Origin of the sequence: Streptomyces sp. NPDC127098, assembly GCF_042722465.1 — a bacterium.
Classification (GTDB): domain Bacteria; phylum Actinomycetota; class Actinomycetes; order Streptomycetales; family Streptomycetaceae; genus Streptomyces; species Streptomyces millisiae.
Genome location: NZ_JBHXFJ010000007.1, coordinates 150,876 through 176,925 on the forward strand (window position 1 = coordinate 150,876; position 26,050 = coordinate 176,925).

The 26,050-nt window shown below is 73.3% G+C and carries 20 protein-coding genes; 12 read left to right on the plus strand and 8 right to left on the minus strand.

Annotated features, from left to right (window positions below; translation table 11 throughout):
• Nucleotides 1-33: 33 nt before the first annotated feature.
• Nucleotides 34-1,005 (minus strand): TerC family protein, encoded by a 972-nt coding sequence (locus tag ACFWI8_RS07655; RefSeq protein WP_387087000.1) that lies wholly within the window; start codon nt 1,003-1,005, stop codon nt 34-36.
• A gap of 181 nt (nt 1,006-1,186) precedes the next feature.
• On the opposite strand from ACFWI8_RS07655, the gene ACFWI8_RS07660 reads away from it, so the two are divergent.
• Nucleotides 1,187-2,416, plus strand: a complete 1,230-nt coding sequence (locus tag ACFWI8_RS07660) for an MFS transporter (protein WP_387087002.1) — start codon at nt 1,187-1,189, stop codon at nt 2,414-2,416.
• A 23-nt stretch (nt 2,417-2,439) separates the two neighbouring features.
• Here the strand turns inward: ACFWI8_RS07660 and ACFWI8_RS07665 are convergent, their stop codons facing one another.
• Complete coding sequence (locus tag ACFWI8_RS07665; RefSeq protein WP_387087004.1) at nt 2,440-2,892, minus strand: ATP-binding protein; 453 nt, start codon at nt 2,890-2,892, stop codon at nt 2,440-2,442.
• A 139-nt stretch (nt 2,893-3,031) separates the two neighbouring features.
• On the opposite strand from ACFWI8_RS07665, the gene ACFWI8_RS07670 reads away from it, so the two are divergent.
• The 3 genes from ACFWI8_RS07670 to ACFWI8_RS07680 all read left to right on the plus strand — a co-directional run bounded on the left by ACFWI8_RS07670 (nt 3,032) and on the right by ACFWI8_RS07680 (nt 5,043).
• A complete protein-coding gene (locus ACFWI8_RS07670; RefSeq protein ID WP_387087006.1) occupies nt 3,032-3,898 on the plus strand; it encodes a helix-turn-helix domain-containing protein in 867 nt (288 codons plus the stop codon).
• 3 nt (nt 3,899-3,901) lie between these two features.
• Nucleotides 3,902-4,138, plus strand: a complete 237-nt coding sequence (locus tag ACFWI8_RS07675) for a DUF397 domain-containing protein (RefSeq protein WP_132931143.1) — start codon at nt 3,902-3,904, stop codon at nt 4,136-4,138.
• Nucleotides 4,139-4,233: 95 nt separating this feature from the next.
• Nucleotides 4,234-5,043 (plus strand): SAM-dependent methyltransferase, encoded by an 810-nt coding sequence (locus ACFWI8_RS07680; protein WP_387087008.1) that lies wholly within the window; start codon nt 4,234-4,236, stop codon nt 5,041-5,043.
• On the opposite strand, the gene ACFWI8_RS07685 is transcribed toward ACFWI8_RS07680, so the two are convergent.
• Nucleotides 5,040-7,973: a glycoside hydrolase family 2 TIM barrel-domain containing protein gene (locus ACFWI8_RS07685; RefSeq protein ID WP_387087010.1), complete on the minus strand. Its 2,934-nt coding sequence runs from the start codon at nt 7,971-7,973 to the stop codon at nt 5,040-5,042. The genes ACFWI8_RS07680 and ACFWI8_RS07685 overlap by 4 nt on opposite strands.
• Before the next feature lie 302 nt (nt 7,974-8,275).
• Here ACFWI8_RS07685 and ACFWI8_RS07690 point away from each other — a divergent pair, with 302 nt between their 5' ends.
• Entirely contained in the window at nt 8,276-9,082 is an 807-nt protein-coding gene (locus ACFWI8_RS07690; protein WP_387087012.1) for an SGNH/GDSL hydrolase family protein, read from the plus strand.
• 3 nt (nt 9,083-9,085) lie between these two features.
• Here the strand turns inward: ACFWI8_RS07690 and ACFWI8_RS07695 are convergent, their stop codons facing one another.
• Both ACFWI8_RS07695 and ACFWI8_RS07700 read right to left on the minus strand, forming a co-directional pair.
• Entirely contained in the window at nt 9,086-10,483 is a 1,398-nt protein-coding gene (locus ACFWI8_RS07695) for an SWF or SNF family helicase (protein WP_387087014.1), read from the minus strand.
• Nucleotides 10,480-13,383, minus strand: coding sequence for an SNF2-related protein (locus tag ACFWI8_RS07700; RefSeq protein ID WP_387087016.1), 2,904 nt, complete (start codon nt 13,381-13,383; stop codon nt 10,480-10,482). The genes ACFWI8_RS07695 and ACFWI8_RS07700 overlap by 4 nt, the downstream gene beginning before the upstream one ends.
• A gap of 220 nt (nt 13,384-13,603) precedes the next feature.
• On the opposite strand from ACFWI8_RS07700, the gene ACFWI8_RS07705 reads away from it, so the two are divergent.
• The 4 genes from ACFWI8_RS07705 (at nt 13,604) to ACFWI8_RS07720 (ending at nt 16,387) form a co-directional block, all read left to right on the plus strand.
• Nucleotides 13,604-14,680 (plus strand): fatty acid desaturase family protein, encoded by a 1,077-nt coding sequence (locus ACFWI8_RS07705; protein ID WP_387087018.1) that lies wholly within the window; start codon nt 13,604-13,606, stop codon nt 14,678-14,680.
• 143 nt (nt 14,681-14,823) lie between these two features.
• The gene (locus ACFWI8_RS07710; RefSeq protein ID WP_311603033.1) at nt 14,824-15,006 is read left to right on the plus strand and encodes a hypothetical protein; all 183 of its coding nucleotides are present in this window, start codon (nt 14,824-14,826) and stop codon (nt 15,004-15,006) included.
• A gap of 189 nt (nt 15,007-15,195) precedes the next feature.
• Nucleotides 15,196-15,585 carry a roadblock/LC7 domain-containing protein gene (locus tag ACFWI8_RS07715; protein WP_132931093.1) on the plus strand — a complete coding sequence of 130 codons (390 nt, stop codon included), beginning with the start codon at nt 15,196-15,198 and terminating at the stop codon, nt 15,583-15,585.
• 124 nt (nt 15,586-15,709) lie between these two features.
• Nucleotides 15,710-16,387 carry a DUF6397 family protein gene (locus tag ACFWI8_RS07720; protein ID WP_387087020.1) on the plus strand — a complete coding sequence of 226 codons (678 nt, stop codon included), beginning with the start codon at nt 15,710-15,712 and terminating at the stop codon, nt 16,385-16,387.
• Here ACFWI8_RS07720 and ACFWI8_RS07725 read toward each other — a convergent pair.
• On the minus strand, nt 16,359-18,872 hold the full coding sequence (locus tag ACFWI8_RS07725) for a DEAD/DEAH box helicase (protein WP_387087022.1): 2,514 nt from the start codon (nt 18,870-18,872) through the stop codon (nt 16,359-16,361). The genes ACFWI8_RS07720 and ACFWI8_RS07725 overlap by 29 nt on opposite strands.
• 175 nt (nt 18,873-19,047) lie before the next feature.
• On the opposite strand from ACFWI8_RS07725, the gene ACFWI8_RS07730 reads away from it, so the two are divergent.
• A complete protein-coding gene (locus ACFWI8_RS07730; RefSeq protein WP_387087024.1) occupies nt 19,048-19,836 on the plus strand; it encodes a metal-dependent hydrolase in 789 nt (262 codons plus the stop codon).
• A 51-nt stretch (nt 19,837-19,887) separates the two neighbouring features.
• Here ACFWI8_RS07730 and ACFWI8_RS07735 read toward each other — a convergent pair whose 3' ends face one another.
• Together ACFWI8_RS07735 and ACFWI8_RS07740 are read right to left on the minus strand one after the other, a co-directional pair.
• Complete coding sequence (locus tag ACFWI8_RS07735) at nt 19,888-21,669, minus strand: ABC transporter ATP-binding protein (protein ID WP_387087026.1); 1,782 nt, start codon at nt 21,667-21,669, stop codon at nt 19,888-19,890.
• A complete protein-coding gene (locus ACFWI8_RS07740) occupies nt 21,666-23,486 on the minus strand; it encodes an ABC transporter transmembrane domain-containing protein (RefSeq protein ID WP_387087028.1) in 1,821 nt (606 codons plus the stop codon). Before ACFWI8_RS07740 ends, ACFWI8_RS07735 begins: the two co-directional genes overlap by 4 nt.
• 389 nt (nt 23,487-23,875) lie before the next feature.
• On the opposite strand from ACFWI8_RS07740, the gene ACFWI8_RS07745 reads away from it, so the two are divergent.
• Nucleotides 23,876-24,001 carry a hypothetical protein gene (locus tag ACFWI8_RS07745; protein ID WP_387087030.1) on the plus strand — a complete coding sequence of 42 codons (126 nt, stop codon included), beginning with the start codon at nt 23,876-23,878 and terminating at the stop codon, nt 23,999-24,001.
• 1,229 nt (nt 24,002-25,230) lie between these two features.
• Entirely contained in the window at nt 25,231-25,824 is a 594-nt protein-coding gene (locus tag ACFWI8_RS07750; protein ID WP_387087032.1) for a hypothetical protein, read from the plus strand.
• Nucleotides 25,825-26,050: the final 226 nt, after the last annotated feature.

A 26,050-nucleotide genomic window follows, 5' to 3' on the forward strand; every position in this document is an offset into this window, starting at 1 on the left:
CCACGGTACCGAAGTCGGGCGGCGGGGTCGCGGTCAGGCGCCGGGCGTCTTCGCCGGCTCCTTGCTCTGGTTGCGCGTGGCGTAGAGGCTGGTGATGGTCGTCACGGCCAGGACGGCGACGATGACGCCGAGCGAGACCCAGGTGCTGATCTCGGGCACGTGGACGCCGGACTCGTGCAGGGCGTGCAGCACCAGCTTGACGCCGATGAAGCCCAGGATGACCGAGAGGCCGTAGGAGAGGTGGACCAGCTTCTTCAGCAGGCCGCCGATGAGGAAGTACAGCTGGCGCAGGCCCATCAGCGCGAAGGCGTTGGCCGTGAAGACGATGTACGGGTCGTCGGTCAGGCCGAAGATGGCCGGGATGGAGTCGAGCGCGAACAGGATGTCCGTGCTGCCGATCGCCAGCATCACGATCAGCATCGGGGTGATCAGCCGGCGGCCGTTCTCCCGGATGAACATCTTGGTGCCGTGGTACTGGTCGGTGGCCGGGAACCGGCGCTCGACCATCTTGAGGAAACGGTTCTCTTCGTACTCCTCTTCCTCCTCGTCGCTGCGCGCCTCCTTGATCAGCTTCCAGGCGGTCCAGATGAGGAAGGCGCCGAAGATGTAGAAGACCCACGAGAAGTTCGAGATCATCGCGGCGCCCGCCGCGATGAAGGCGGCCCGCAACACCAGGGCGATGAGCACACCGACGAGCAGCACCCGGGCCTGGTACTGGGTGGGCACGGCGAACTTCGTCATGATCAGCACGAAGACGAAGAGGTTGTCCACGCTCAACGACTTCTCGGTGATGTAGCCGGCGAAGAACTCACCGCCCGCGTCGCCGCCGCCGAAGACGAAGAGTCCGATGCCGAACAGCACCGCGAGGGCCACCCAGATGATGGTCCAGGTGCCTGCCTCCCGGAGGGACACCTCATGGGGCTTGCGCCCGAAGAAGAAGTCCACCGCGATGAGTGCGCAGAGCACCACCACGGTGAGCACCCACATGGTCAACGAGACGTCCACTGACTGATCCTCCGGTCTGGGTCGGCTTCCGCCGCTTGCGTCGGTAAAGGGAACCAAAGCGAGCTTAAAGGAAGGGTAAAGCCGTCGGGTGAGTGGTCGTCGTCACCGTCCGCCGGCGCCCGTCCGGGAGGGCGGTAAACCCCGTGCCGCACGGGCGATCCGCCGGGCATGATCACTCGATATGGAGCCATCTTCCGCGGGACTGCGGATTTATCGGGACATTTTCCGCGTACCAGGGGTCGGAGGGTTCGTCACCGCGAGCCTGATCGGTCGGATGCCGATGTCCATGCTGTCGCTGGCCACTGTGTTCCTTGTCACGGAGGTGACCGGCAGCTACGCCACCGCCGGCGCGGTCTCCGCCGCCGGGGCGCTGTGCTTCGCCCTTCTCGTGCCCCAGCTCGGCTACGCCATCGACCGCCTGGGCCAGCGGCGGGTGCTGCGCCCGCTCGCCCTGGCCTTCGGGGCGGCCGGGCTGCTGTTCGTGCTCGCGGCCCAGGCGGACGCGCCGGTCTGGCTGCTCTTCGTCACCGGCGCGCTCTTCGGCGCCTCGATGCCGCCGCTCGGCGCCATGGTGCGGGCCCGCTGGAGCCATCTGGCCGGTGCGGACCCGAGCGGCACGCTGCTGAGGTCCTCCTACTCCTTCGAGTCGGTGCTCGATGAGATGATCTTCGTGGTCGGGCCGCTGCTGGTCTCGGCCGTGGTGCTGCTGCACCCCTCGGCCGGGGTGGTCGCGGTCTCCGTCTTCGGGCTTGCTGGCGGCCTCCTGCTGGCCGCCCAGCGGCGCACCGAGCCGCCCGTGCTGCCGCCGCGCGCCACCACCAGCCGCGCGCTGTCCGTGCCGGGACTGCGGCTGATGTGCGCCGCCTACCTGTGCGTCGCCGGCATGTTCGCCGGCTGGGAGCTGAGCACCATCGCCTTCGTCGACGAGCACGGCAGCCCCTGGATGGTCGGCGCCGTCATGGCCACCTACGCGCTCGGCAGCGCCGTCGGCGGCCTCTGGTACGGGGCGCGTCACTGGCGGCTGCCGCTCGACCGCCGCTTCCTGCTGGCCCTTGCCGCGGTCGTGGGCGGCATCGGTCCGCTCTGGGCCATGCCCGGCGTGGCGGCGCTGTGGGCGTTCTCGGTGTTCTCCGGTTTCCTGATCGCGCCGACCGTCATCGCCGCCTACAGCCTGGTGCGCGAGGGTGTGCCGGCCGAGACCCTGACCGAGGGCATGACGTGGATGTCCACCGCCGTGGGGCTCGGCAAGGCCCTCGGCGTGCTGGTGGCCGGCCTGGTGATCGAGGCGCACGGCGCCCGCTGGGGCTACGCGTTCACCGTGGGCTGCGGCCTGCTGGCGCTGGCCATCGCCGTGGGCGGCTTCCGCCAGCTACGGGCGATGGCCGTCGCCAACCTCACCCGAGCGGCCTGAGCCGGTACGTCGGCCGGCCGCGCTCACGCGGCCGGCACCACCGGCAGGTCGGCCCAGACCACGTGGCCGTGGCCCGCTTCCCGCGGCCGCACCCCCCAGACGCTCGCCAGCGCGCACACCAGCAGCAGCCCGCGTCCGCCCTCGTCCTGTGGCCCCGCGACGGTCGGCGCGTTCCGCGGGCCCATGCCGTCGCTGGCGACGGCCACCCGCAACAGGCCGCCCAAGAGCTCGAGTTCGCACCCCACCGACTCGCTCTCGGTGTGCCGCAGCGCGTTGGTCACCAGCTCCGAGATCACCAACTGGGCGTTGTCGCAGGTCTCCAGGGGCGCCCGCCACTCGAGGAGCTGGTGTCGCGTGCGTCTTCGCGCCTCGGCCGGCGAGGTCTCGGCCGCCGGCAGGCGGAACCGGACGCGGCCGCGCGGCGGTGCGACGTCGTCGTGACGCTCCACGGACTGGGCGCGCGAATAGGAAGGCACCGTACTACTGTGCGGCTGCGCCTCTCATCCGGCAAGGGTCATCCTGCAAATTACAGAACAGTTGGTATCAGTCTGTTGCATCCGCTGCACGCGTGGCAGACTTCTTTGGCGTCGGCGGTGGTTGGAGGGGTGGGCCCAGGTGTTGGGTGGACAGGCGAGCGGGGCGGCGACCGCCCTCCGGCTCGTGCTCGGCAAGCGCCTCCAGGACCTGCGGGAGGCGGCCGGCCTCTCGTTCGAGGAGGCCGCCAGAGCCCTGGACGTCACCCACGCCACCATCCGCCGGATGGAGAAGGCCCAGGTCGGCCTCAAGGTCCCGTACGTCGAGAAGCTGCTGCGGATCTACGGCCTGACCGAGCAGGACGAGGTCGACCGCTTCCTGGTGCTGGTCAGGGAGGCCAACCAGCCGGGCTGGTGGCACCGTTACCGTGACGTCCTGCCCGACTGGTTCAGCGCCTTCGTGAGCCTGGAGTCCGAGGCCGACCAGATCCGTGCCTACGAACCGCACTACGTCCCCGGCCTGTTACAGACCGAGGAGTACGCCACCGCCGTGCTGCGCGCCGGCATGCCGCACGCGCCCGACACCGAGATCGAGCGTCTCGTCGCGCTGCGGCTGACCCGCCAGGAACTGCTCGACCGCGACCGGCCACCCCTGTTGTGGATCGTGCTCGACGAGACGGTGCTGCGGCGCCCCATCGGCCCGCCCACCGTGCTGCGCACCCAGATCGACCGGCTGATCGAGGCGACCGACCGGCCGCGGGTGCGGCTCCAGGTCATGCCGTTCTCCGCCGGACTGCACCCCGCGATGTACGGGCCCTTCCACCTGTTCCGCTTCCCGTTGCCCGAGCTGCCCGACGTCGCGTGCGCGGAGAGCCTGGTCGGGGCCCACTACTTCGACCAGCGCGACGACGTCTCGGCCTTCCGGGAGGCGCTGGACCGGATGTGCGCGCAAGCCGCGCCGGTGCGCCGCACTGAGGCTCTCCTCAGTGAGATTCGCAAGGAGATCTGAACCATGGATCGCATTTACAACGGCATGCCCGCCGCCCAACTCGGGGCGGACGGTTGGCGGAAGCCATGGAGCGGGGGGAACGGTGGCAGCTGTGTGGAGGCGATGGTGCTCGGAGACGGACGGGTCGCGCTGCGCCAGTCCACCGACCCGGAGGGGCCCGCGTTGATCTGCTCGCGGCACGAGATCGAGCGGTTCATCGAGGGCGTGAAGTCCGGTGAGGCCGACTTCCTGCTGGTGTGATCACCGGCAGGAGATGAGCCGCGGTGTCCGCGCACGGGGGGCTCGGGCACCGCGGCTGGGGGACGAGAGACAGGGACGAGGACACGGAGCACGGTGTGGACGCAGAGGGATTTTCCGCCGAGCAGATAGACACCAGCCGGCCCCATCCGGCCCGGATGTACGACTACTACCTGGGGGGTCAGGACAACTACGAGGTCGACCGCACCGCCGCGGAGCGGGTCATCAAGCTGCTGCCCGACATCAGGCTGGCGGCCAGGGAGAACCGCAGCTTCATGCACCGGGCCACCCGGGCCGTGGTGGGCCGCGGTGTCCGGCAGATCATCGACGTCGGCACCGGCATCCCCACCTCGCCCAACACCCACGAGGTGGCCAGGGCCCTGGCGCCCGACGTCCGGATCGCCTACGTCGACAACGACCCGATCGTCTCCGCTTACGCCGGGGCCAAGCTCACCAACGAGGGCAACGCGGGCTTCGTCCTCGCCGACCTGCGCGACCCCGAGGCACTGCTGCGCCACCCGGCGGTCGCCGACCTCATCGACTTCGACCAGCCGGTGGCGCTGCTGCTGGTCGCGATCCTGCACTTCATCGAGGACGGCGAGGACCCGGCCGGCATCGTGAAGACGCTGACCGAGGCCCTGCCCCGGGGCAGCTACCTGGTGCTGAGCCACGCCACCCACGACTTCCACGACGCCCGGCAGCTCGCGGCGGTGCGGGACGTCTACAAGAACGCCACGGCCACCCTGACGCTTCGCCCGCGCGACCAGGTGGCCGCCTACTTCGACGGGTTCGAGCTGCTCGAACCCGGCCTGGTGCAGCCGCCGTTCTGGGCACCGGAGGCCCCGGTGCCCAACGACCCGGTGCTGCGCGGGCTCGGCTTCTACTGCGGTGTCGGCGTCAAGTCCTAGCCCCGGCCACCCGCCACCGCGGTGAAGACCAGCGAGAACTCCGCCGGCGCGACGGTCAGGTAGTACTTCGGCAGCGGCCCGGGACCGCAGGACTGGCTGCCGATGCCGTGCTGACCGTGGTCGAGGTTGACCCAGACGGTGTCCTCGGACGCCAGGTCCGTGGTGTGCGCCGCGGCGTCGAGCCGCGCGCTGGTCCAGCGGCGCGCGGTGAACCAGAACGGCGCCGGGTCGGCCGCGATCCGCAGGCCAGCGCCGTCCTCGTCGCGCAGCTCAGCCCAGCGCACGTCGGTGCGGGCGCCGTTCTCCTGGGGGCGGACGTACGGCGTCTGCAGCGCGTCGACCGGCATCCGGTAGCGGCCGAGCGCGGCGGCCAGGGTGGTGTCCGGGTACGCCTCGCCGGGGCCGCCGCCGAACCACTCGGTCTGGCCGAGCCCGGCCGGCAGGCCGAGTCGCACGCCGAGGCGGGCCAGCGGGCAGGGCCAGTCGCCCTGCGGGGTGACGGAGACCGTCAGCCGCAGCTCGTCCCCGGCCGCCGTCCAGCGGTAGTCGGTGAGCAGCCCCAGATCGGTGGCGGCGGGGGCGACCCGGGTGCGGACGGTGAGCGCGTCCTCGGTGAGCTCCACCGCGTCGATCCGGTGCCGTGTCCGGTGTAGCCCGAGCTCCCGCCAGATGACCCCGAACCTGGCCTGCGGCTGCCAGGAGGCGCCCAGGTCGTTGTCGGTCGGCGCCCGCCACACGTCGAGGCGCGGCCCCTCGGCCAGGGTGAGCCCACCGATGGCGAGTAGTTCGCCGGTGGCGGGGTCGAAGCGGCCGGCGCCGAGCCGGATGCCGTCCGCGGTCGTGGTCGGGGCCGGCGCGGGGCCGGCGGGCCTGCGGCGCGGCGCCGGCACGGCGGGCACCTGGCCCCAGGCGACCAGGTGGCCGCGGGGCGCCCAGGCGGTGTCGGCGGCGAGCGTGGCGCGGATCGTCCAGACGGCCTCGCCGGCGGGTGCGTCGGCCGGGGCGGTCGGCAGCGGGAGGGTGGCCGAGCCGCCGGGCTCCAGGGGCGGCACGGTGAGCTCTCCGCTCGCCACGGCCTCGCCCTCGACCTCGTAGGTCCAGGCGAACCCGAGGTGGTCGACGCCGGCGAAGTCGTGCCCGTTGGCGACGGTGACCGTGCCGGTGGCCGCGTCGCCGGTGATCCTGACCGGCTCGACGACCTTCTTGAACTCGAGCAGCCCGGGGGAGGGCGTGCGGTCGGGGAAGAGGAGCCCGTCGCAGACGAAGTTGCCGTCGTGCAGCTCCTCGCCGAAGTCGCCGCCGTAGCCGTAGTACGTGCGCCCGTCCGGGGTGCGCTTGGGAAGGCCGTGGTCGATCCACTCCCAGACGAAGCCGCCCTGGGTCCGCTCGTAGGTCTCGAAGAGGCGCTGGTAGTCCGCGAGTCCGCCGGGGCCGTTGCCCATGGCGTGCGCGTACTCGCACAGCAGGAACGGCAGCGAGCGGCGGTGGGCGTCCAACTCCGGGTCGGGCAGGGGCTCCTCCTCGCGGCGGCCGATCCGCTCGACCTCCTCGTGCGAGGCGTACATGCGGGAGAAGAAGTCGCTGTCGGGGAAGTCGTGGTCGTGCTCGTAGTGCAGGGAGCGGGACGGGTCACGCTCGCGGATCCAGGCGGCCATGGCGCCGAGGCCGGGGCCCGACCCCGACTCGTTGCCCAGCGACCAGATCACCACCGAGGGGTGGTTCTTGTCCCGCTCCACCATCCGCCGGGCGCGGTCGACCAGGGCCGGGGTGAAGCGCTCGTCGGAGACCGGGTTGCCGCGCCAGCCGATCTCGCCGAAGCCGTGGGTCTCCAGGTCGCACTCGTCGACGACCCAGAGGCCGAGCTCGTCGCAGAGGTCGAGGAAGGCCGGGTGCGGCGGGTAGTGGCTGGTGCGCACGGCGTTGATGTTGTGCCGCTTCATCAGCAGGATGTCCTCGCGCATGGTGGCGAGGTCGACGGCGCGGCCGTGCTCGGGGTGGAACTCGTGCCGGTTCACGCCGCGGAACAGCACGCGGCGGCCGTTGGCGCGGAACACGCCGTCCTGGACGCCCACGGTGCGGAAGCCGACGCGCAGCGGGATCCGCTCGCCCTCGGTGGCCAGTTCGCCGGCGTAGAGGCGGGGGGTCTCCGCGGTCCACGGTTCGACGGCGACGGCGACCTCCTCGCCGGTGGCCACGTCGAGGCCGAGTTCGGGGACGGTGACGCGGCCGGGCTGGTCGCACTCCACCCGCAGTGTGCCGATGCCCGTGGTGTGGTCGTAGCCGGCGTGCACGAAGAAGTCGGCGGGCGAGAGCGCCGGCCGGTGCAGCAGCGTGACCTCGCGGAATATCCCGGGCAGCCACCACATGTCCTGGTCCTCCAGGTAGCTGCCGGCGGACCACTGGTGCACCCGGACGGCCAGCACGTTGCCGCGCGGGCGCAGCAGCGGGCCGACGGCGAACTCGTGCGGCAGCCGGCTGCCCTGGAAGGTGCCGAGCTCCCGCCCGTTGAGCCAGACCCGGGCACAGGACTCCACGCCCTCGAAGCGCAGCACGCTCTCGCCGTCGGCCGGCCACTCCTCGGGCAGGTCGAAGACCCGGCGGTGGTCGCCGGTCGGGTTCTCGGTGGGCACCCGCGGCGGGTCGACGGGGAAGGGGTACTTGACGTTGGTGTACGCCGGCGCGCCGTGGCCCTGCAGCACCCAGTGGCCCGGCACGGTCACCTCGTCCCAGCCGGAGGTGTCGGCGTCGTCCGCGACGAAGGCGGTGTCGGCGCCCTCGGCGGTGGCGGAGAGCCGGAAGGCCCAGGAGCCGTCGAGCGAGAGCCGCGCCGCGTCGGAGCGGGCGTACCAGGCGCGGGCGGGCAGGGTGCCGGTGCCGGGGGAGGGGTTCTCGTAGTAGGGCAACCGATCGTCAGCTGGCCGGATGGACATGGGCCTCCTCTGGCGGGGCGGCGGTCGTCGGTGACCAGGCCGCGATGTTGCTATCTGTGCGGGCGTGTTCGATCACGCTAGAACGGTCTTCCGGCTTTCGACAACCCCTGGGGAAAGTCGCCCGTGGTCCGTGGGGGTGCGGGGGCGCACGGCTCGACTGAGGGGCGCGCCGGAGTGTTCCGTGCATCTGGTCTGCTCATCACAGGCAACCGCCTTGGCATGGGCACAACTTGGCGAGGGTAAGGCGCTGGTGCACCCACGCCGGTGCACCCCCACTCCTCGGTACCCCACAGGGAGCCGCCATGAGACTTCGCCGCTGGGTGACCACGGCCGCCACCGCGGCCCTCGTCATCGGCGTTTCCGCGCTCGCCCCCGCGTCGGCCCAGCAGGGCACGGCGACCGCGTCGACCTCCTACGTCGCCCTCGGCGACTCCTACTCGTCGGGAGCCGGCGCCGGCTCGTACGACAGCGCGTCCGGGGACTGCCGACGGAGCACCGTCGCCTACCCGGTGCTCTGGGCGAACGCCAACTCCCCCGACTCCTTCGACTTCGTCGCCTGCGCCGGGGCCCGCACCACCGACGTCATCGAGGACCAACTCGGCCCGCTCGACGCCGACACCACCCTGGTGAGCGTCAGCATCGGCGGCAACGACGCCGGCTTCGGCGCCACGATGCAGACCTGCGTGCTCTCCGGCACCAACGCCTGCCTCGCCGCCGTGGCGGCCGCCGAGGCCTACATGGACGCCACCCTGCCGGGACAACTCGACGCCACCTACCGGGCGATCCGCGACCGGGCGCCCAACGCCGAGGTGGTGGTGCTGGGTTACCCGCGCCTCTACCAGCTGAACGGCAGCTGCCTCTTCGGCATCAGCGAGGAGTCGCGCGCCGCCATCAACGGCGCGGCCGACCACCTCGGCGAGGTCACCGCCAAGCGCGCGGCCGACGTCGGCTTCGCCTACGGCGACGTGCGGCCGGCCTTCACGGGCCACGAGATCTGCTCGGGCGAGCCGTGGCTGCACAGCCTCACGCTGCCGGTGGGCGACTCCTACCACCCGACCGCGGACGGCCAGCGCGGCGGCTACTACGCGGTGTTCGAGTCGCTGGCCTGACGGTCAGCCGGCGGTCGCGCCCGGCCCCCCGGCCGGGTCGCGGCCGTCCACCGGCCCGCCGTCCACCGAGCCCGCCTGGCGAGCGGCGGCCAGCGCGGTGGCCGGGTCGCGCTCCGCCGGGCCGGCCGGCCACCAGTGCCCGGCGCGCTTCCGGTACGGCCACCACCGACCCTCCGGGTCGTGGCGCAGCTGTGCCCCCTCGCCGACGACCGTCCACCGGGCGCCGTCGCCGCGCAGCACGGGGCGCGTCTCCTCGTCCGCCCAGGCGGCGGCCAACTGCTCCCTCACCCGGCGGAGTTCGGGCTCGGTGAGCGGAGTTCCGCGCTCGCCGGCCAACGCGGCCAGAGCCGCCGCGCCGCCGAACCCCCAGGCGCGGACGGCGATCTCCAGCTCCCGCCGGCCCCGGCCGCAGCCGCGCGCCAGCCGCCCGGCCACTGCCGCCGGCGGCTGGCCGGTCGCCAGCCGCACCGCGTCCTCCCAGACGCTCAGCGGCGCCGGCGGCGCGGTGCCGGCGTGCCCCGGGGCCAGCGACTCGGCGAGCAGCCGGGCGGCCCGCCGCGCCGCGTCCCGAGCCAGGAACTCCAGCGCCGCCACGTCGAGCCCGTCCCCGGCCGGGGGATCCGTGCGCAGCGAGGGGACCGTCCCGGGCCGCTCCACGGCCGGCGGCGGCTCGGGCAGCGGCGGCAGCGCCGCCGCCCGGGCCCAGACGGCGGCCGCCGGCTCACCCTCGGGCGCCCGTCGCGCGGCGGCGTGCGGGCCGGGCTCGGCGTGCGCCGCGCTGCGTCGCTGGAGTTCGTCGGTCAGCTCTCGCTCCCCGCGCCCGCGCAGCAGCAACAGCAGGAAGGGGTCGGCGTCCAGCAGCCGCGCCACCTGGTAGCAGAGCGCCGCCGTGTGCGCGCAGTGGTCCCACTCGCCGCACTCGCACTCCGGTTCGAGGTCACCGATGCCCGGCAACAGGTCGACGCCCGCCGCCTGCGCGTCCGCCACCAGCCGTTTCGGTATGTCCCGGTCGAGGAGCGCCGCCAGGTGCCCCGCCTCGCCGGCCACCGTGCGTAGCAGCCGGTCCCAGTCGGCGTCCGTCAGTCGACGCAGCAGCACGTCCGAGCGGTACGGCACGCCGTCCTCGGCCCGCACCACCGCCGTCAGCCGCCCGGGACGCACCGAGACCGCGCCGACCGCGCCGCCGCGCGCGGCCCGCCGGCCCTGCCGGAGCCGGGCGGTGTCCAACGCGGTGTCCTCCAGTGCCTTCAGCCAGCTCCTGCCCCACCAGGTGGTGGCGAAGCCCCGGCCGCCGACCGGCGGCAGCGCGGCGAAGACCAGCTCCTCGCCCACATCGCCGGACGTGCCGCCGGAAGCCTCGTCGGGAACGTCGTCGGAAGCGTCGTGGGGAGCGCCGTTCATCGTTCGTCCTCCTCGGTCCCGCCGGGGCCGCGCAGGGCCACGAGGTCGGCGAGCTCGGCGTCGCTGAGTTCGGTGAGCGCGCCCTCGCCGGCGCCCAGGACGGCGTCCGCCAGGGCTCGTTTGCGGTGCAGCAGCCGCGCGATCCGGTCCTCGACGGTGCCCTCGGCGATGAGCCGGTGCACCTGCACCGGCCGGTCCTGCCCGATCCGGTAGGCGCGGTCGGTGGCCTGGTCCTCGACGGCCGGGTTCCACCAGCGGTCGTAGTGCACCACGTGCTCGGCCCTGGTCAGGTTGAGCCCGGTGCCGGCCGCCTTGAGGGACAGCAGGAAGACCGGCGCCTCGCCGGCAGAGAAGGCCCGCACCAGCTCCTCGCGGCGCGGCACCGGGGTGCCGCCGTGCAGCAGCAGGCTCGGCACCCCACGGTCCGCCAGGTGACGCTCGATCAACCGTGCCATCCGCACGTACTGGGTGAAGACCAGCACGCTCGCGCCCTCGGCCAGGATCGTGTCGAGCAGCTCGTCGAGCAGCTCCAGCTTCCCCGAGCGGCCGGGCAGCCGCGGCTCTGTCTCCTTGAGGTACTGCGCGGGGTGGTTGCAGATCTGCTTGAGCGAGGTGAGCAGTTTCATCACCAGGCCCCGGCGGGCGAGGCCACCGGTACCGGCGACGGCGGCCAGGCCCTCGCGCACCTCCGCCTCGTACAGGCCGGCCTGCTCCACGGTGAGCGCGACGGCGCGGTCGGTCTCCGTCTTCGGCGGCAGCTCGGGCGCGATGCCCGGGTCGCTCTTGCGGCGCCGCAGCAGGAACGGCCTGATCAGCCGGGCGAGCCGGTCCGCCGCCGCCGGGTCGGTGCCGCTCTCCACGGCGTCGGCGTAGCGGGTGCGGAAGGTGGTGAGGCGGCCGAGGAGGCCGGGGGTCGTCCAGTCGAGGATGGCCCACAGCTCCGTGAGGTTGTTCTCCACCGGGGTGCCGGTCAGCGCCACCCTGGCCCGCGCCGGTATGGTCCGCAGCTCCCGCGCCGTCGCCGAGAACGGGTTCTTGACGTGCTGCGCCTCGTCGGCGACCACCAGGGACCAGTCGGTGGCCTCGGCGAGCCGGGCGGCGTCGAGCCGCATCGTGCCGTAGGTGGTCAGCACGAACTCGCCAGGGGCCAGGTCGCCGAGGTCCCGGGCCGGGCCGTGGTGGCGGCGCACCGGGGTGCCCGGCGCGAAGGCCTCGATCTCCCGCTGCCAGTTGCCGAGCAGCGAGGCCGGGCAGACCACCAGGGTGGGCCCCGCGGTGGCCGGGGTGAGCTGCCGGTGCAGGTGGAGGGCGATCAGCGTGATCGTCTTGCCGAGGCCCATGTCGTCGGCGAGACAGCCACCGAGCCCCAGCGAGGTCATCCGGTGCAGCCAGCCCAGTCCGCGCAGCTGGTAGTCGCGCAGGGTGGCGGCGAGCGCCGGGGGCTGGACGACCGGTTCGCGGTCACCGGCCTCCGGATCCGCCAGCCGGTCCCGCAGCGCCGCCAGCGGGCCGACCGCCGCCACCTCGAACCGCTCGCCGTCCTCCTCGGCGCTGCCGGTGAGGACGGCGCCCAGCGCGTCCAGGGCGGTCACCTTGCGGTCCCGGCGCTCCCTGGCACGGCGCAGCTCGTCGGGGGAGACCATCACCCACTGGTCGCGCAGCCGCACCAACGGTCGGCCGGCCTCGGCGAGTTGGTCGAGCTCCGCGCGGGTGAGCTGGGTGTCGCCGAGGGCGAAGCGCCAGTCGAAGGCGAACAGGGCGTCGGGCGAGAGCGCGGAGGGCGCCGCCGACTCGGACCGTGCCCGGCCGTCGCCGCCGCCGACCACCGCGCGGGCGGTGAGCCGCCGCACCAGGTCGCGCGGCCAGTGCACCTCCACCCCCGCGGCCTGGAGGGCGCGGGCGGTAGCGACGTCGAGCAGCTCGGCAAGGTCCTCGTCGGCGAGGTCGACGGCGTCCGGCACCGCCGCGCCGAGCAGCGACCGCAGCGGCTCCCAGGCGGCCGCCGCGCGGCGCAGGGTGAGCAGCGCGTCGGTGCGGGCGCGCGGGCCGAAGGCGGCGGTGGCGGGTGAGGCTCCGGCCCACAGCTCGGCCGCGTCGGCGACCACGGTCGGGTCGGCCAGGCTGTGCAGCTGGACCACGGCGCGGAACCCGGGGGCCGCGTCGCGGGCGTGGGCCATCGTCTCGACGCGGAGCGAGACACGGACGCCCGCGTCGTGGCCGGCGGCGACCGCGGTGGCCCAGGGCCGTTGCCCGGGGAGCCGTTGCGGCGCGTCGGCGGCGAAGGCCGGTCCGCCGGCCGCCAGCGCGGCGGCGGGGGTACGCGGCAGGGTGTCGGCGACGGCGTCGAGGAAGGCGCGCAGCAGCGGTTCGGGGCGGGGCAGCAGCGGAGTCCCGGGGGCTCCGTCGTCCGGGGCGCGCAGCGGCACGGCGCGGGCCAGCGGGGGTATCGCGGCGGCCAGTTCCGCCAGCCGGGTCGCGTCGGCGGCGTCCAGTGGGCCGAGCCGCCAGGCGTCGTGGTCGGTCGGGCTCAGGCCCGGCAACAACCGCCCCCTGGCGGCCAGTTGCAGGGCCAGCACGGCGGCGGCCCCCCAGTAGGCCGCGGTGCCGCCGGCGCCGGCGGCCCGGGCCCTGGTGAGCACGGGCAACGCGGCGCGCACCGGCAGGAGCACGGCCTCGACCGTGCGGGGCCGCACGGCGCCGTCCTGGCCGTGCGGGACGGCCACCATCACCGGCTCGACCGGCAGCTCGCGGAGGGCGGGGGAGAGGCCGGACGGTTCTTCGGGGTCGAGGAGCTCGAAGAACGCGATCCGGGACGCCCGGGGCGGGTCGTCCGGCAGGAAGACGGCGGCATGGCCGGCGAGTGCGGAGATCTGGGCGGGTGACGCCGGGTTCGCGGTCACAGCGCGGTGTCTCCTCAAATTTGACTAGTCATGGTGCGCCGCAGAGGCTACCCCATCCGCGGCCCGAACCCGAAACGTGCGCGGGGCCGCCGCGCCGGCGGGCAACCCCAGCCCCGGCAGGGGGGCTAGGTACACCCCCACCCGGGGGCTGCGGCCATGGTCGGCGCGTCCGGCGCTTCCTAGCGTGAGGGGCGTTGTCATCGACTTCCGCGGAGACCCCATGAGCCCATCGCCGGCACCGACCATCCAGCGCTCGACCGACCCGGGAACGGCCGGCGGGTCCGAGGCCGAGTTCCCGCCGCTGCTGCGGCAGATCAAGGGGCAGGGGCTGCTGGAACGCCGCCGCGGCTGGTACGCGGCGGGCATGACCGTCAACGCGCTGGCCCTGGCCGCCGTGGTCGCCTGCGTGCTGGTCACCGGCGACACCTGGTGGACCCTGCTGCTCGCCGTGCCACTGGCCCTCTTCTCCACCCGCACCGCCTTCTACGGTCACGACGCGGGCCACGCCCAGATCGCCCGCACCCGCCGCCGCAACCGGCTGCTCGGGCTCATCCACGGCAACCTGCTGCTCGGGATGAGCTCGGCGTGGTGGAACGACAAGCACAACCGGCACCACGCCAACCCCAACCACCTGGACAAGGACCCGGACGTCGGCGTCGGCGTCATGGTGTGGGCCGAGCACCAGGCGGAGAAGCGGGTCGGCTTCGGCCGCTGGCTCACCCGCCACCAGGCCAGGCTCTTCTTCCCGCTGCTGCTGCTCGAGGGCATCGCCCTGAAGGTCGCCAGCGTCCGCATGGTGCTCTCCGCCGCGGGCTGGGAGCGGCAGGGCCGGGCCCGCACTGCCGAGGCGCTGCTGCTCGCCGCGCACTTCCTGGGCTACGCCGCGCTGCTGCTGACCGCGATGTCGCCGGGCAAGGCCGCCGTCTTCGCCCTGATCCACCAGGCGCTCTTCGGCCTGCACCTGGGCTCCGTCTTCGCGCCGAACCACAAGGGCATGGAGATGCCGGACCCGGACGAGCGCTGGGGCCACCTGCGCCGGCAGGTGCTCACCTCCCGCAACGTGCGCGGCGGGCCGGTCACCGACTGGCTGATGGGCGGCCTCAACTACCAGATCGAGCACCACCTCTTCCCCAGCATGCCGCGGCCCCACCTGCGCCTGGCCCGACCGCTGGTGCGCCACTACTGCCGGGAGATCGGCGTCTCCTACGCCGAGACCGGCCTGCTCGACTCCTACCGCCAGGCGCTCGGCCACATGCACCGGGTCGGCGCCCCGCTGCGGGCCGCGAAGCGGCGGTAGGGGGGAGACGTGGAACCGGCCCGTCGGGGGGCGGGCCGGGCTCGCGCGTTCCGGCCGGGGAGAACCGGGCGGAACGGAGCACACTGGATACACGTTCATCAAGCGGGCGGCCGCTGGGCCGTCCGAATCGAGGAGGTGGCGAGATGTCCCGTGGTGCCAAGGTCGCGGTGGGGGCGGTCGGCGTGGGGCTGCTGCTCTGGATCCTCACGAACTTCTGGATCGCGCTGCTGGTGATGGTGGGCGTCCCGGCGGCCGCCTACCTGCTGCTGGACCCCGCGCAGCGGCGTCGGCTGCGCCGGGCGGGCCGCAAGGAGCTGGGCGGCTGAGCGTGCCCGCCGCCGGCCGGCACCGTCGCCCGCGCGCGGTCGGGCGCCCTACGGAGACCCGGTGGCGCGGCCGACCACGGGAAACGGTACGGTCCCTTCCGGATAGCGGTACGGCATGAATGGTTGCCGACGGCCTCGTACTGGGGAAGGCTGACACAGCAGTCGCCTTACGAGAAGGGGGAGCTGGGGATGGCACTGAGCACCACGCTCGACTGGCTGTTGGACGACCTGGCGCAGCGTCTGCCGCGCGTGCGGCACGTGCTGCTGCTGTCCAGCGACGGACTGGTCACCTCGGTCAGCCGGGGCCTGAAGCGGAGCAGCGCCGAGCATCTGGCCGCGGTCTCCTCCGGCCTGCACAGCCTGGCCAGGGGGGTCGGGGAGCACTTCGGGAGCGGGGGGGTGCGGCAGACGATGATCGAGTTCGACGACGGCGTGCTCTTCGTGACGGCCGCCGGGGACGGCAGCTGCCTGTGCGTGCTGGCCGGCGCCGATGCCGACATCGGGCAGGTGGGGTACGAGATGACCCTGCTGGTGAACAAGGTCGGTGAGCACATGGGCCTAGCGGCCAGGGACTTCTGAGGGGGCGGCCGGCGCTGCCGAATCGTTCACTCACCGAGATCGAATTGCTACACAGGGTTGCCTTCTCGGGGTTGGGTGCCTACTCTGGTCACGTAGAGTAGTTGCCGCGCCACCAGGAGACCCGATGGCCACCTTCCCGCTCCCGACTCCCAGGACCCACCCGAACCCGTCCGAGGCCCCCCGCGGGCCGGCCGCGTGGACCGCCGGGCGAGCTCCCGGCCCCCGGCTCGTGAGCGCCTCGGACGGCGCGGCCCTGCTGGACGTCAGCCCCTCCCGCTTCGCCCGGCTGGCCAGGGGCGGCTGCTTCAGCCCCGCGGAGTTCCGCATCAGCCCGCTGCACATCGTCACCTGGTGGTATCCGGCCGCCGAGTTGCGGCTCTTCGCCGCCCGGGAGTCCCGGCTGCTCGGCGGCCCGATCCCGGAGGGGCTGCGCCGCGCGCTGAGCCGGGGCGAGGACTGGCGCCCCCGCCGCTGGCGCACCCGGCGCACCGCCGAGCTGGTCCGCCGCACCACCGAGCCCTGGCGGCGGGCCGCGGTCTTCGCCGCCGTGCTCGAGCCGCCGCTGCTCCTGCGGCGGGTGCCGGAGCCGCGCGAGCGGGCCCTGCTGCGACGGCTCCGCCCGGCGCTGGCGGACCCGCCGCCGCCCGGCTTCCGCCAGCGGGCCTTCCAGGAGCTGCTGACCGCGGCCGCGCCGGACGAGGCCCGCTGGTACGTACGCGGGCTCGAGCTCGCGCTGCGAGACGCCAGGTCTCGGCCGCCGGCCAGCCTCCGGCTCAGAGCTGGCCGACCTCCAGGACCTTGATCACCGCCCGGCCCTCGGCGTCCGAGGCCGTCAGGTCCACCTCGGCCGAGATCCCCCAGTCGTGGTCCCCCGCCGGGTCGTGGAACGTCTGCCGCACCCGCCAGAGGCCGTCCTCTGGACGCTCCTCGATCTGCAGCAGGCGCGGCCCCCTGGCCTCGGGCCCGGTGCCCAGCTCGTCGTACTCCTCCCAGTAGCCGTCCAGCGCGCTGGCCCAGGCGTCGGCGCCCCAGCCCGACTCGGCGTCCAGCTCGCCCAGCTCCTCGATCCGGTCCAGAGCGGCCAGCTCCACCCTGCGGAACATCGCGTTCCGCACCAGCACCCGGAAGGCCCGGGCGTTGGCCGTCACCGGCTTCACCTGGTCCGCCCGCTCCCGCGCCTCCTCGGCGTCCTCGACCTCGGGGTTGGCCAACTGCTCCCACTCGTCGAGCAGGCTGGAGTCGACCTGGCGGACCATCTCGCCCAGCCAGGCCGCGATGTCCTGGAAGTCCTCGGACTTCAGGTCGTCGGGCACGGTGTGCTCCAGCGCCTTGTAGGCGCCGGCCAGATAGCGCAGCACGATCCCCTCCGTGCGCGCCAGCTCGTAGTGCGACACGAACTCGGAGAACGTCATGGCCCGCTCGTACATGTCCCTGACCACCGACTTCGGGGAGAGCGGATGATCGCTCACCCACGGGTGGCTCTTGCGGTACAGGCCGAACGCGTGGAACAACAGCTCGTCCAGCGGCCGGGGATGGGTGATGTCCGCCAGCCGCTCCATCCGCTCCTCGTACTCGACCCCGTCGGCCTTCATCGCCGCCACGGCCTCGCCCCGCGCCTTGTTCTGCTGGGCCGCCAGGATCTGCCGGGGATCGTCCAACGTCGACTCCACCACCGACACCATGTCCAGCGCGTAGGAGGGCGACTCCGGGTCCAGCAGTTCGAACGCGGCCAACGCGAACGTCGACAGCGGCTGGTTGAGCGCGAAGTCCGCCTGCAGGTCGACCGTCAGCCGCACGATGCGCCCCTGCGCGTCCGGCTGCTCAAGACGCTCCACGATGCCGCCGTCGAGCAGCGAGCGGTAGATGGCGATCGCCCGCCTGATGTGCCGCAGCTGCTGGCGGCGCGGCTCGTGGTTGTCCTCCAGCAGCCGCCGCATCGCCTCGAACGCGTTGCCCGGCCGGGCGATGACGGACAGCAGCATCGCGTGCGTGACCCGGAACCGCGAGGTCAGCGGCTCCGGCTCGGCGGCGATCAGCCGCTCGAAGGTGTTCTGACCCCAGTTCACGAACCCCTCGGGCGGCTTCTTGCGCACCACCTTGCGCCGCTTCTTGGGATCGTCACCCGCCTTCGCCAGCGCCTTCTCGTTCTCCACCACGTGCTCCGGCGCCTGTGCCACCACGAAGCCCGCGGTGTCGAAGCCGGCCCGTCCGGCCCGCCCCGCGATCTGGTGGAACTCCCTCGCCCGCAGCACCCGCACCCGGCTGCCGTCGTACTTGGTCAGCGCGGTGAACAGCACGGTGCGGATCGGCACGTTGACCCCGACGCCCAGCGTGTCGGTGCCGCAGATCACCTTCAGCAGGCCCGCCTGCGCCAACTTCTCCACCAGCCGCCGGTACTTCGGCAGCATCCCCGCGTGATGCACCCCGATGCCGTGCCGGACGTACCGCGACAGGTTCCGCCCGAACCTGGTGGTGAACCTGAAGTTCCCGATCAGCGCGGCGATCTCGTCCTTCTCCGCCCGGGTGCACATGTTGATGCTCATCAACGCCTGCGCCCGCTCCACCGCCTGGGCCTGCGTGAAGTGCACGATGTAGACCGGGGCTTGGCGCGTCTCGAGCAGCTCGGTCAGGGTCTCCGTGAGGCCCGTCGTCCGGTACTCGTAGCTCAGCGGCACCGGCCGGGTCGCCGAGCGCACCACCGCCGTCGGCCGCCCGGTGCGCCGCGTCAGGTCCTCCTCGAACCGCGACACGTCACCCAGCGTCGCGGACATCAGGACGAACTGCGCCTGCGGCAGTTCGAGCAGCGGGATCTGCCACGCCCAGCCCCGGTCCGGCTCCGCGTAGAAGTGGAACTCGTCCATCACCACCTGGCCGACGTCGGCCTCCGCGCCGTCCCGCAGCGCGATGGAGGCCAGCACCTCGGCGGTGCAGCAGATCACCGGCGCGTCCGCGTTGACCGAGGCGTCCCCGGTCAGCATCCCGACGTTCTCGGTGCCGAAGATCTTGCACAGGTCGAAGAACTTCTCGGAGACCAGGGCCTTGATCGGCGCCGTGTAGAACGTCACCTCGTCCCTGGCCAGCGCCGCGAAGTGCGCCCCGGCCGCCACCAGCGACTTGCCCGAGCCCGTCGGCGTGGACAGGACGACGTTCGCGCCGGACACGACCTCGATCAGCGCCTCCTCCTGCGCCGGGTACAGGGTGATCCCCCGTTCACGGGTCCACGACGAGAACGCGTCGAAGAGGGCATCGGGATCGCTGTCCGCCGGCATCTGATCGATAAGGGTCACCGTCCCATACTGCCCGCACCCGACCCCCGAAGGGGAACCGGCCGCTCCCGGGAAGATCACGAGGCACTACGCTGTCCCGCCGAGAGCAGTGATCGATCGGCGCGATACCCCGACAACCACGGTGCCACACCGTTACGTTGGGCCGGGGGCAAGTGAAGAAGGGGCGGGGACGGCCATGATGGGACCGGCACACTCACTGTCGGGGGCGATGGCCTGGCTGGGCATCGGAGCCGCCTGCGCGGCGGCCGACAACGCCATGCCCTGGCCGGTGCTCGTGGTGGGCACCCTGATCTGCGCCGGCGCCGCGCTCGCCCCCGACCTCGACACGAAGTCGGCCACCATATCCCGGGCCTTCGGGCCGATCTCCAAGGCCCTGGCCGGCGTCATCGACAAGCTCTCCGAGTCCGTCTACAACGCCACCCGGGGCAAGGGCGAGCGGCGCCGCACCGGCGGCCACCGCACGCTCACCCACACCTGGATCTGGGCCGTGCTGGTCGGCACCGGATTCTCCCTGGCCGCCATCGCCTGGGGTCGCTGGGCCGTCCTCGTCACCCTCTTCGTCCACCTGGTGCTCGCCGTGGAGGGCCTGCTGTGGCGGATGGCGCGGGTCTCCAGCGACGTCCTGGTCTGGCTCCTCGGCGCAACCAGCGCCTGGATACTCGCCGGCGTCCTCGACGAGCCCGGCAACGGCGCCAACTGGCTGTTCAACGACGAGCCCTACATGTGGCTGGGCGTCCCCATCGTGGTCGGTTCCATCGTCCACACCCTCGGCGACGCCGTGACCGTCTCCGGCTGCCCGATGCTCTGGCCGCTGCCCATCGCCGGCAGGCGCTGGTACCCCCTGGGCACCCCCTCGTTCATGCGGTTCCGGGCTGGCGCCTGGGTGGAGAGCAAGGTGCTGATGCCCGTCTTCATGGTGCTGGGGGCCGCCGGCGGCGTGGGAGCCGTCGTACTGGCGGCCTGACCCGTCGGCCCCGCCGGGCGGCGGCCTCACCCGCCGCCCGGTCCCCGCGTCTCAGCCGTGCCAGGAGCGCCACAGCGCCGCGTAGGCACCGCCGGCGGCCACCAGTTCGTCGTGGCTGCCCAGCTCGCTGATCCGGCCGTCCTCCACCACCGCGATCACGTCCGCGTCGTGCGCCGTGTGCAGCCGGTGGGCGATCGCGATCACCGTCCGCCCCTCCAGCACCCGGGCCAGCGAGCGCTCCAGGTGCCGGGCCGCCCGGGGATCGAGCAGCGAGGTCGCCTCGTCGAGCACCAGGGTGTGCGGGTCCGCCAACACCAGCCTCGCCAGCGCTATCTGCTGCGCCTGCGCCGGAGTGACCGACAACCCGCCGGACCCGACCTGGGAGTCGAGCCCCTCGGGCAGCGCCCGCGCCCACTCCGCCGCGTCCACCGCGCCCAGCGCGGCCCACAGCTCGGCGTCCGTGGCGTCCGTCCTGGCCAGCAGCAGGTTGTCCCGCAGCGGCCCCACGAACACGTGGTGCTCCTGGTTCACCAGGGCCACCTGTTCGCGCACCCGCTCCGCGGTCATCCCCGCCAGCCTGGCCCCGCCCAGCGTCACCTCGCCGGTCCGCGGCGCGTAGATCCCGGCCAACAGCCGCCCGAGCGTCGACTTGCCCGCGCCCGACGGACCCACCAGCGCCATCCGGGTGCCGGGCGGCACCCCGAGCGACACCCCGTGCAGCACGTCGGAGCCGGCCAGATAGCCGAACCGCACCCGCTCCGCCGCCAGCTCCCGACCGTCCGGCACGATCGACGCGTCGCCCCCGCCGTCCTCGACCTCCCGGACCCCGACCAGCCGGGCCAGCGACACCTGCGCCACCTGGAGCTCGTCCAGCCAGCGCAGGATCATCCCCACCGGCTCGATCAGCATCTGCGCCAGCAACGCCCCGGTGGTCAGCTGACCCACCGTCATCCAGCCCTGGAGCGTGAACCACCCACCGATCAGCAGCACCCCGGCCAGGATCATCGCGTGGTAGACGTTGATCGTCGGGATCAGCACCGAGCGCAGCCACAGCGTGTACCGCTCCCACGCGGTCCACTCCTTGACCCGCCGGTCGGAGAGCGCGATCCGCTCCCGCTCCAGCCGGTGCGCCTCGATCGTCCGCCCCGCGTCCACCGTCTCGGCCAGCGCCGCCGCCACCGCCGCGTAGCCCGCCGCCTCGGAGCGGTAGCCCGCGGGCGCCCGGTGGAAATACCAGACGCAGACCGCCACCAGCAGCGGTACCGCCAGCACGACGCTCAGCCCGAGCGGTGGCGCCGTGAACACTATGGCCGCCAACACCAACGCCGCCCAGACCACGGCGATCGCCATCTGCGGCACCGCCTCGCGCATCGCCTTGGCCAGCCGGTCGACGTCCGTGTTGATCCTGGCCAGCAGATCGCCGGTGCCGGCCCGCTCGAGCACCCCGGGCGGCAGCCCCACCGAGCGCACCAGGAAGTCCTCCCGCAGGTCCGCCAGCATCCGCTCGCCCAGTATCGCGCCGCGCAGCCGCACCATGCGGACGAAGAAGGCCTGCACCACCAGCGCCGCGGCGAAGATCGCGATGGTCTGCCCGAGCCGCGGCTCGCGCTCGCCGTCGGCCAGGTCCTGGATCAGACCGCCCAGCAGGTAGGGCCCGACCAGGGAGGCGAGGACCGCGACCGAGTTCACCGCCACCAGCCCGAGGAAGGCCCGCCGGTGCCGCCGGGACAGCTCACGGACGTAGGCGCGGACGGTCGCCCGCCCGGCCACCGGCAACGTCGTCACGTGCTCGGTGGAGGCGGGATCGTACTCGGGCGGCTTGACGCCGATCATGCGTTCTCCTCGGCAAGGTCGGAAAGGGGGTCGGCGTCCATCGACCGCGCCGGATCGGCGAGGGTCTCGGACCCAGGGCCCTCCGGCTCCCGGGTCACCACCGCCCGGTACTCGGCCGTGCTGGTCAGCAGCTCGCGGTGGGGCCCCGCCACCGACACCTTCCCGTTGTGCACGAAGACCACCTCGTCCGCGCGGTCGAGCAGCAGCGGGCTCGAGGTGAACACCACGGTGGTGCGGTCCGCGCGCAGCGCGCCCAGGCCCTCGGCGATCCTCGCCTCGGTGTGCGCGTCCACCGCCGAGGTCGGCTCGTCGAGCACCAGCACCTCGGGATCGGTGATCAGCGACCTGGCCAGCGCCAGGCGCTGCCGCTGCCCGCCGGACAGCGACCGGCCCCGCTCCGTGATCCGGGCCCGCATCGGGTCCCCTTCGCCGTCGGCGGACGTCTGGCCGAGCGCCGTCAGCACGTCCTGGCACTGGGCCGCGCCCAGCGCCGCCTCGGCCGACACCCGGCCGGAAGCCGGCACGGTCAGCAACTCGTCCAGCGTGCCGGACAACAGCACCGGGTCCTTGTCCTGCACCAGCACCGCCTCCCGGGCCGCCGCCAACGGGACCTCGTCGAGCGGGGTGCCGCCGAGCTGGGCCGAGGGCTCGCCCTCCGCCCTGGCCGGGTGCCCGCCGAGCCGCGCCGCGAGCCGCTCCGCGAAGTCCGGATCGCCGCACACCACGGCGGTCAGCCGACCCCGCGCCGCGAAGAGGCCGGTGGCCGGGTCCCACAGGTCGCCGGTGAGCGGCCCGTCCGAGGACGCCGCACCGTCCGCCCGCTCCCGCCGCAGGCCGAGCACCCGCACCGCCCGCTTGGCCGAGGGCCGGGAGAAGGTGAACGCCATCGCGGCCTCCTGGAACAGCCGCAGCGGGAACAGCAGGAAGCTGACGGCCGCGTAGACCGTGACGAGCTCGCCGGCGCCGAGCCGACCCTCACGGGCGAGGCCGACCCCCTGCCAGACCACCGCGATCATCAGCAGCCCCGGCATCACCACCTGGACGGCGTCGATCAGCGACCACATCCTGGCGTTGCGCACCGAGGCCCGGCGCACCTCCTGGGAGGCCCTGCGGTACCGGTCGAGAAACAGCTCCTCGCCGCCGATGCCGCGCAGCACCCGCAGCCCGGCCACGGTGTCCGAGGCGAGCTCCGTCGCCCACCCCGACCTGCTGCGCTCCTGGTCGGCCCGGCGGGTCGCGGCCGGCAGCAGCGGCCAGACACTCAGGCACACCGCCGCGATCCCGGCCAGCACCAGCAGCCCGATCCGCGGTTCGTAGACGACGAGCCCGACGCACACGCCCAGCGTCACCACGACGGCCGCGGCGAACCGGGAGAAGGACTCGACGAACCAGCCGATCCGCTCCACGTCCCCGGTGGAGACCTTGACCACCTCGCCGGCGGCCACCCGGCGGGTCAGCACACCGCCGAGTTCCGCGGTGCGACGGGCGAGCAACTGCTGCACCCGGGCGGCCGCGGTGATCCAGTTGGTCACCGCGGTGCGGTGCAGCATGGTGTCGGCGCTGGCCATCACGAGGGTGATGGCCAGCATCACGAGGCCCGCGGTGACCAGGCGGCGGCCCGACTCGTCCACCACGGCGTCCACCGCCATGCCCATGAAGATCGGCAGCATCGCGATCGAGGCCATGTGCAGGACACCCCAGCCCATGGCCCTGGCCTGGCCGCCGAGTTGGCGCCGGAACAGCCAGACCAGGAAGCGGAAGCCGGACCCTACGTCCGGGTCGCCGGGGTCGGAATGCGGAAGGTCGCGAATCTGCATGACATCCCAGAGTCGGTGCGGTGGAACTGGGCAACCTGGCAAGGGTCCTGAAGCCGCCGGGCGAAACGCAACGGGTTTTCCCGGCGCCCGAGCGGATTGCGTCAGTGGCCGAGAACGGTGACTGACGTGCGGTTCGAGGGGCGGGAGGCGGGGGAGTGGGGCGCGTCTCTTCGACCGTCGCACGGGCGTACGGGATCGGCCGCGCGGCGCGCCGAGCGCGTGCCGGGCTCACCGGAATCCCCGGCGCGACGCGCGGCGTCCGCCCGGTAGAAAACCGTGCACGCGCCCGGCCCCGACGAGGTCCTGCACATTCTCGGAGGACCGACCATCACGCTCTTCAGACCCGGGCGGGGACCACCCCCGGACAGCCTGGGCCCTCCGTGTGGGCGGTGGACGCGGACCGTGCCCCGGACCACTGGTTCCCACGCGACTGCCCGCGTGCCGTGGCCTGGGTCTCGTGCCCACCGCCACCCGGGCCGATCCGACCACGCCGTGGTGGCGACAGAAAACGTTGAACCACTGGGCCGCCTGAACCGGTGGGCGACCTGTTCGCCCTGCACCGGAGCGCCGGGATCCAACCGCGCGTACTTGACAGGCTTCTGGGGCGCGGTGGTCGGCAGCACCCTCGGCTTCAGCGGCAGCAGGCTGCGGAACGCCAGGCCGCGCCCGGCGGAGCAGCGGGGAGCCGCTCGGAGGCGGCGTGACCCCGGCGTTCGGGGGGCCGTGGGTTCAGCGGTCGAAGGCGGAGGGGTCGTCGGGCGCCGCCCGGCGGCCCCTCCCGCCCCCCGCTCCTTCACCGCTTGCGGGCAGCGGAGCCGCGATGGCGGCTCCGCGTCGGTCCTCGATTGAAAAAAGGAACGCGCCAAGTGTTGACGCGACCGACGACTCCTTCCAGTATGAGGAACATCACCGCCGGGTGGGAGCGCTCCCATCACCGCTCGAGGTATGGGCGCCGACTCGCCCGGCGGGGTTTCTCGTACCGATGACCAAGGATCGAGAAGGGCCGCACACATGCCACCCCCCAAGGGCATTCCGGCCGTGCCTCGCCCCTCCTGGCTCGGCGGTTCGCCGCCGCCCGCCGGGGAGCCACCCGCTGGGCACGGGACAGAGAAGGCCGCGGAGTCCTCCCCGCGGTCGAACGCCGAGCACGGCGAGGACCGCCGTCCGCTCCTCAGGAGCTGGATTCGAGAAGTCAACAGGCTGAGCGCCTTCAACCGGCGGAGCCGGGGAGTGGATCTGTGAGCGGGCGGCGGCGTCAGCCGTGGCGCCGCCGCCCGCCCGTCGATCGTGAACCCCCGCTTCCCGCCGTGGTGTCAGCCGCTCCGGGCCCCCTGCGGGAGGGGGTGTCCGGTGGGCAGCGGGTGCCGCCCGCCTCCAGGCTGCAGGGACGAGCAGCCCAGGGGCGGACTCCGTCCCGGGTGACGTCGCCGACGGGAACCGGCGTCACCCGGGACGGATGCGGCGCATGAGGTGGTGAACCGTTCACCTCTCGTAGGAAAACAGGTACGGCGCAGCCATTGACGAGTCCATGGCGACGCCGGACCATATGGGCTGCCGCCGCCGGGTGGGAGCGCTCCCAAGTCGACCGTCGAGCATCCCGCAGGGGTGTGAGGCGGTCACCACCCGGCGGCGGTTCTCGTACCCCGAAGACCAGGCCGAGCAGGGCCGCGGCCAGGTCGCCCCGGCCGGCGCGCACTGAGGCGATCGGGGCGGCGCGCGGTCCCCCACATGAGGAGCAGACGAGATGGCCGTTCAGCAGTCCCATCGCACGGGAGCCTCGAAGCGCGCGGTCCGGCGGCCGGAGACCGGTCCCCCGTTGTCCACCGCGGCCGCCAGGGCGCTGGCCGTGCTGCGCGTCGCCACCGGCGTGATCTTCCTGTGGGCCTTTCTCGACAAGGCGTTCGGCTGGGGGTACGCCACCCCGGCCGAGAACTCCTGGACCAGTGGCGGCTCGCCGGCCGGCGGCTATCTCGCCGGTGTCTCCGCCGGGCCCCTCGAGACCACCTTCCACTCCTGGGCCGGCGACGTCTGGGTCGACTGGCTCTACATGGCGGGCCTGTTCGGCCTCGGCGCCTCGCTGGTAGCCGGCGTCGGCCTGCGGGTCACCGCCGTGGCCGGCTCGTTGATGATGCTCTTCCTCTGGCTCAGCCAGTTCCCGCCGGCCCGTCACCTCTCCGACGGCTCGCCCAGCATGTCGCCGAACCCCCTGGTGGACCAGCACGTCGTCTACGCCGTCGTCATGGTGGTCCTCGCCGCCTGCTCGGCCGGGCGGGTCTGGGGCCTGGGCGGCGCCTGGGCCCGGCTGCCGATCGTCGACCGCCACCGCTGGCTCCAGTAGCCGGCGGTCCCACCGAGCCGCGGGTGCGCGGGGAGTGAGCGAGGTCCTCCCCGCGCACCCGCCTCCATGTCCGCTGCCCGGTCGGCCGGGTGATCCGCCGCCTCCCGCGGGGAGTTCACAGCTGCCTCCACCCCCGGGCGCGGTAGGTGCCGCTGGCGCGGACGTGGTCGATCATGACGCGTTCCGCGGTTTCGGCGTCGTGGGCTTCGAGTGCGTCGAGGAGTCG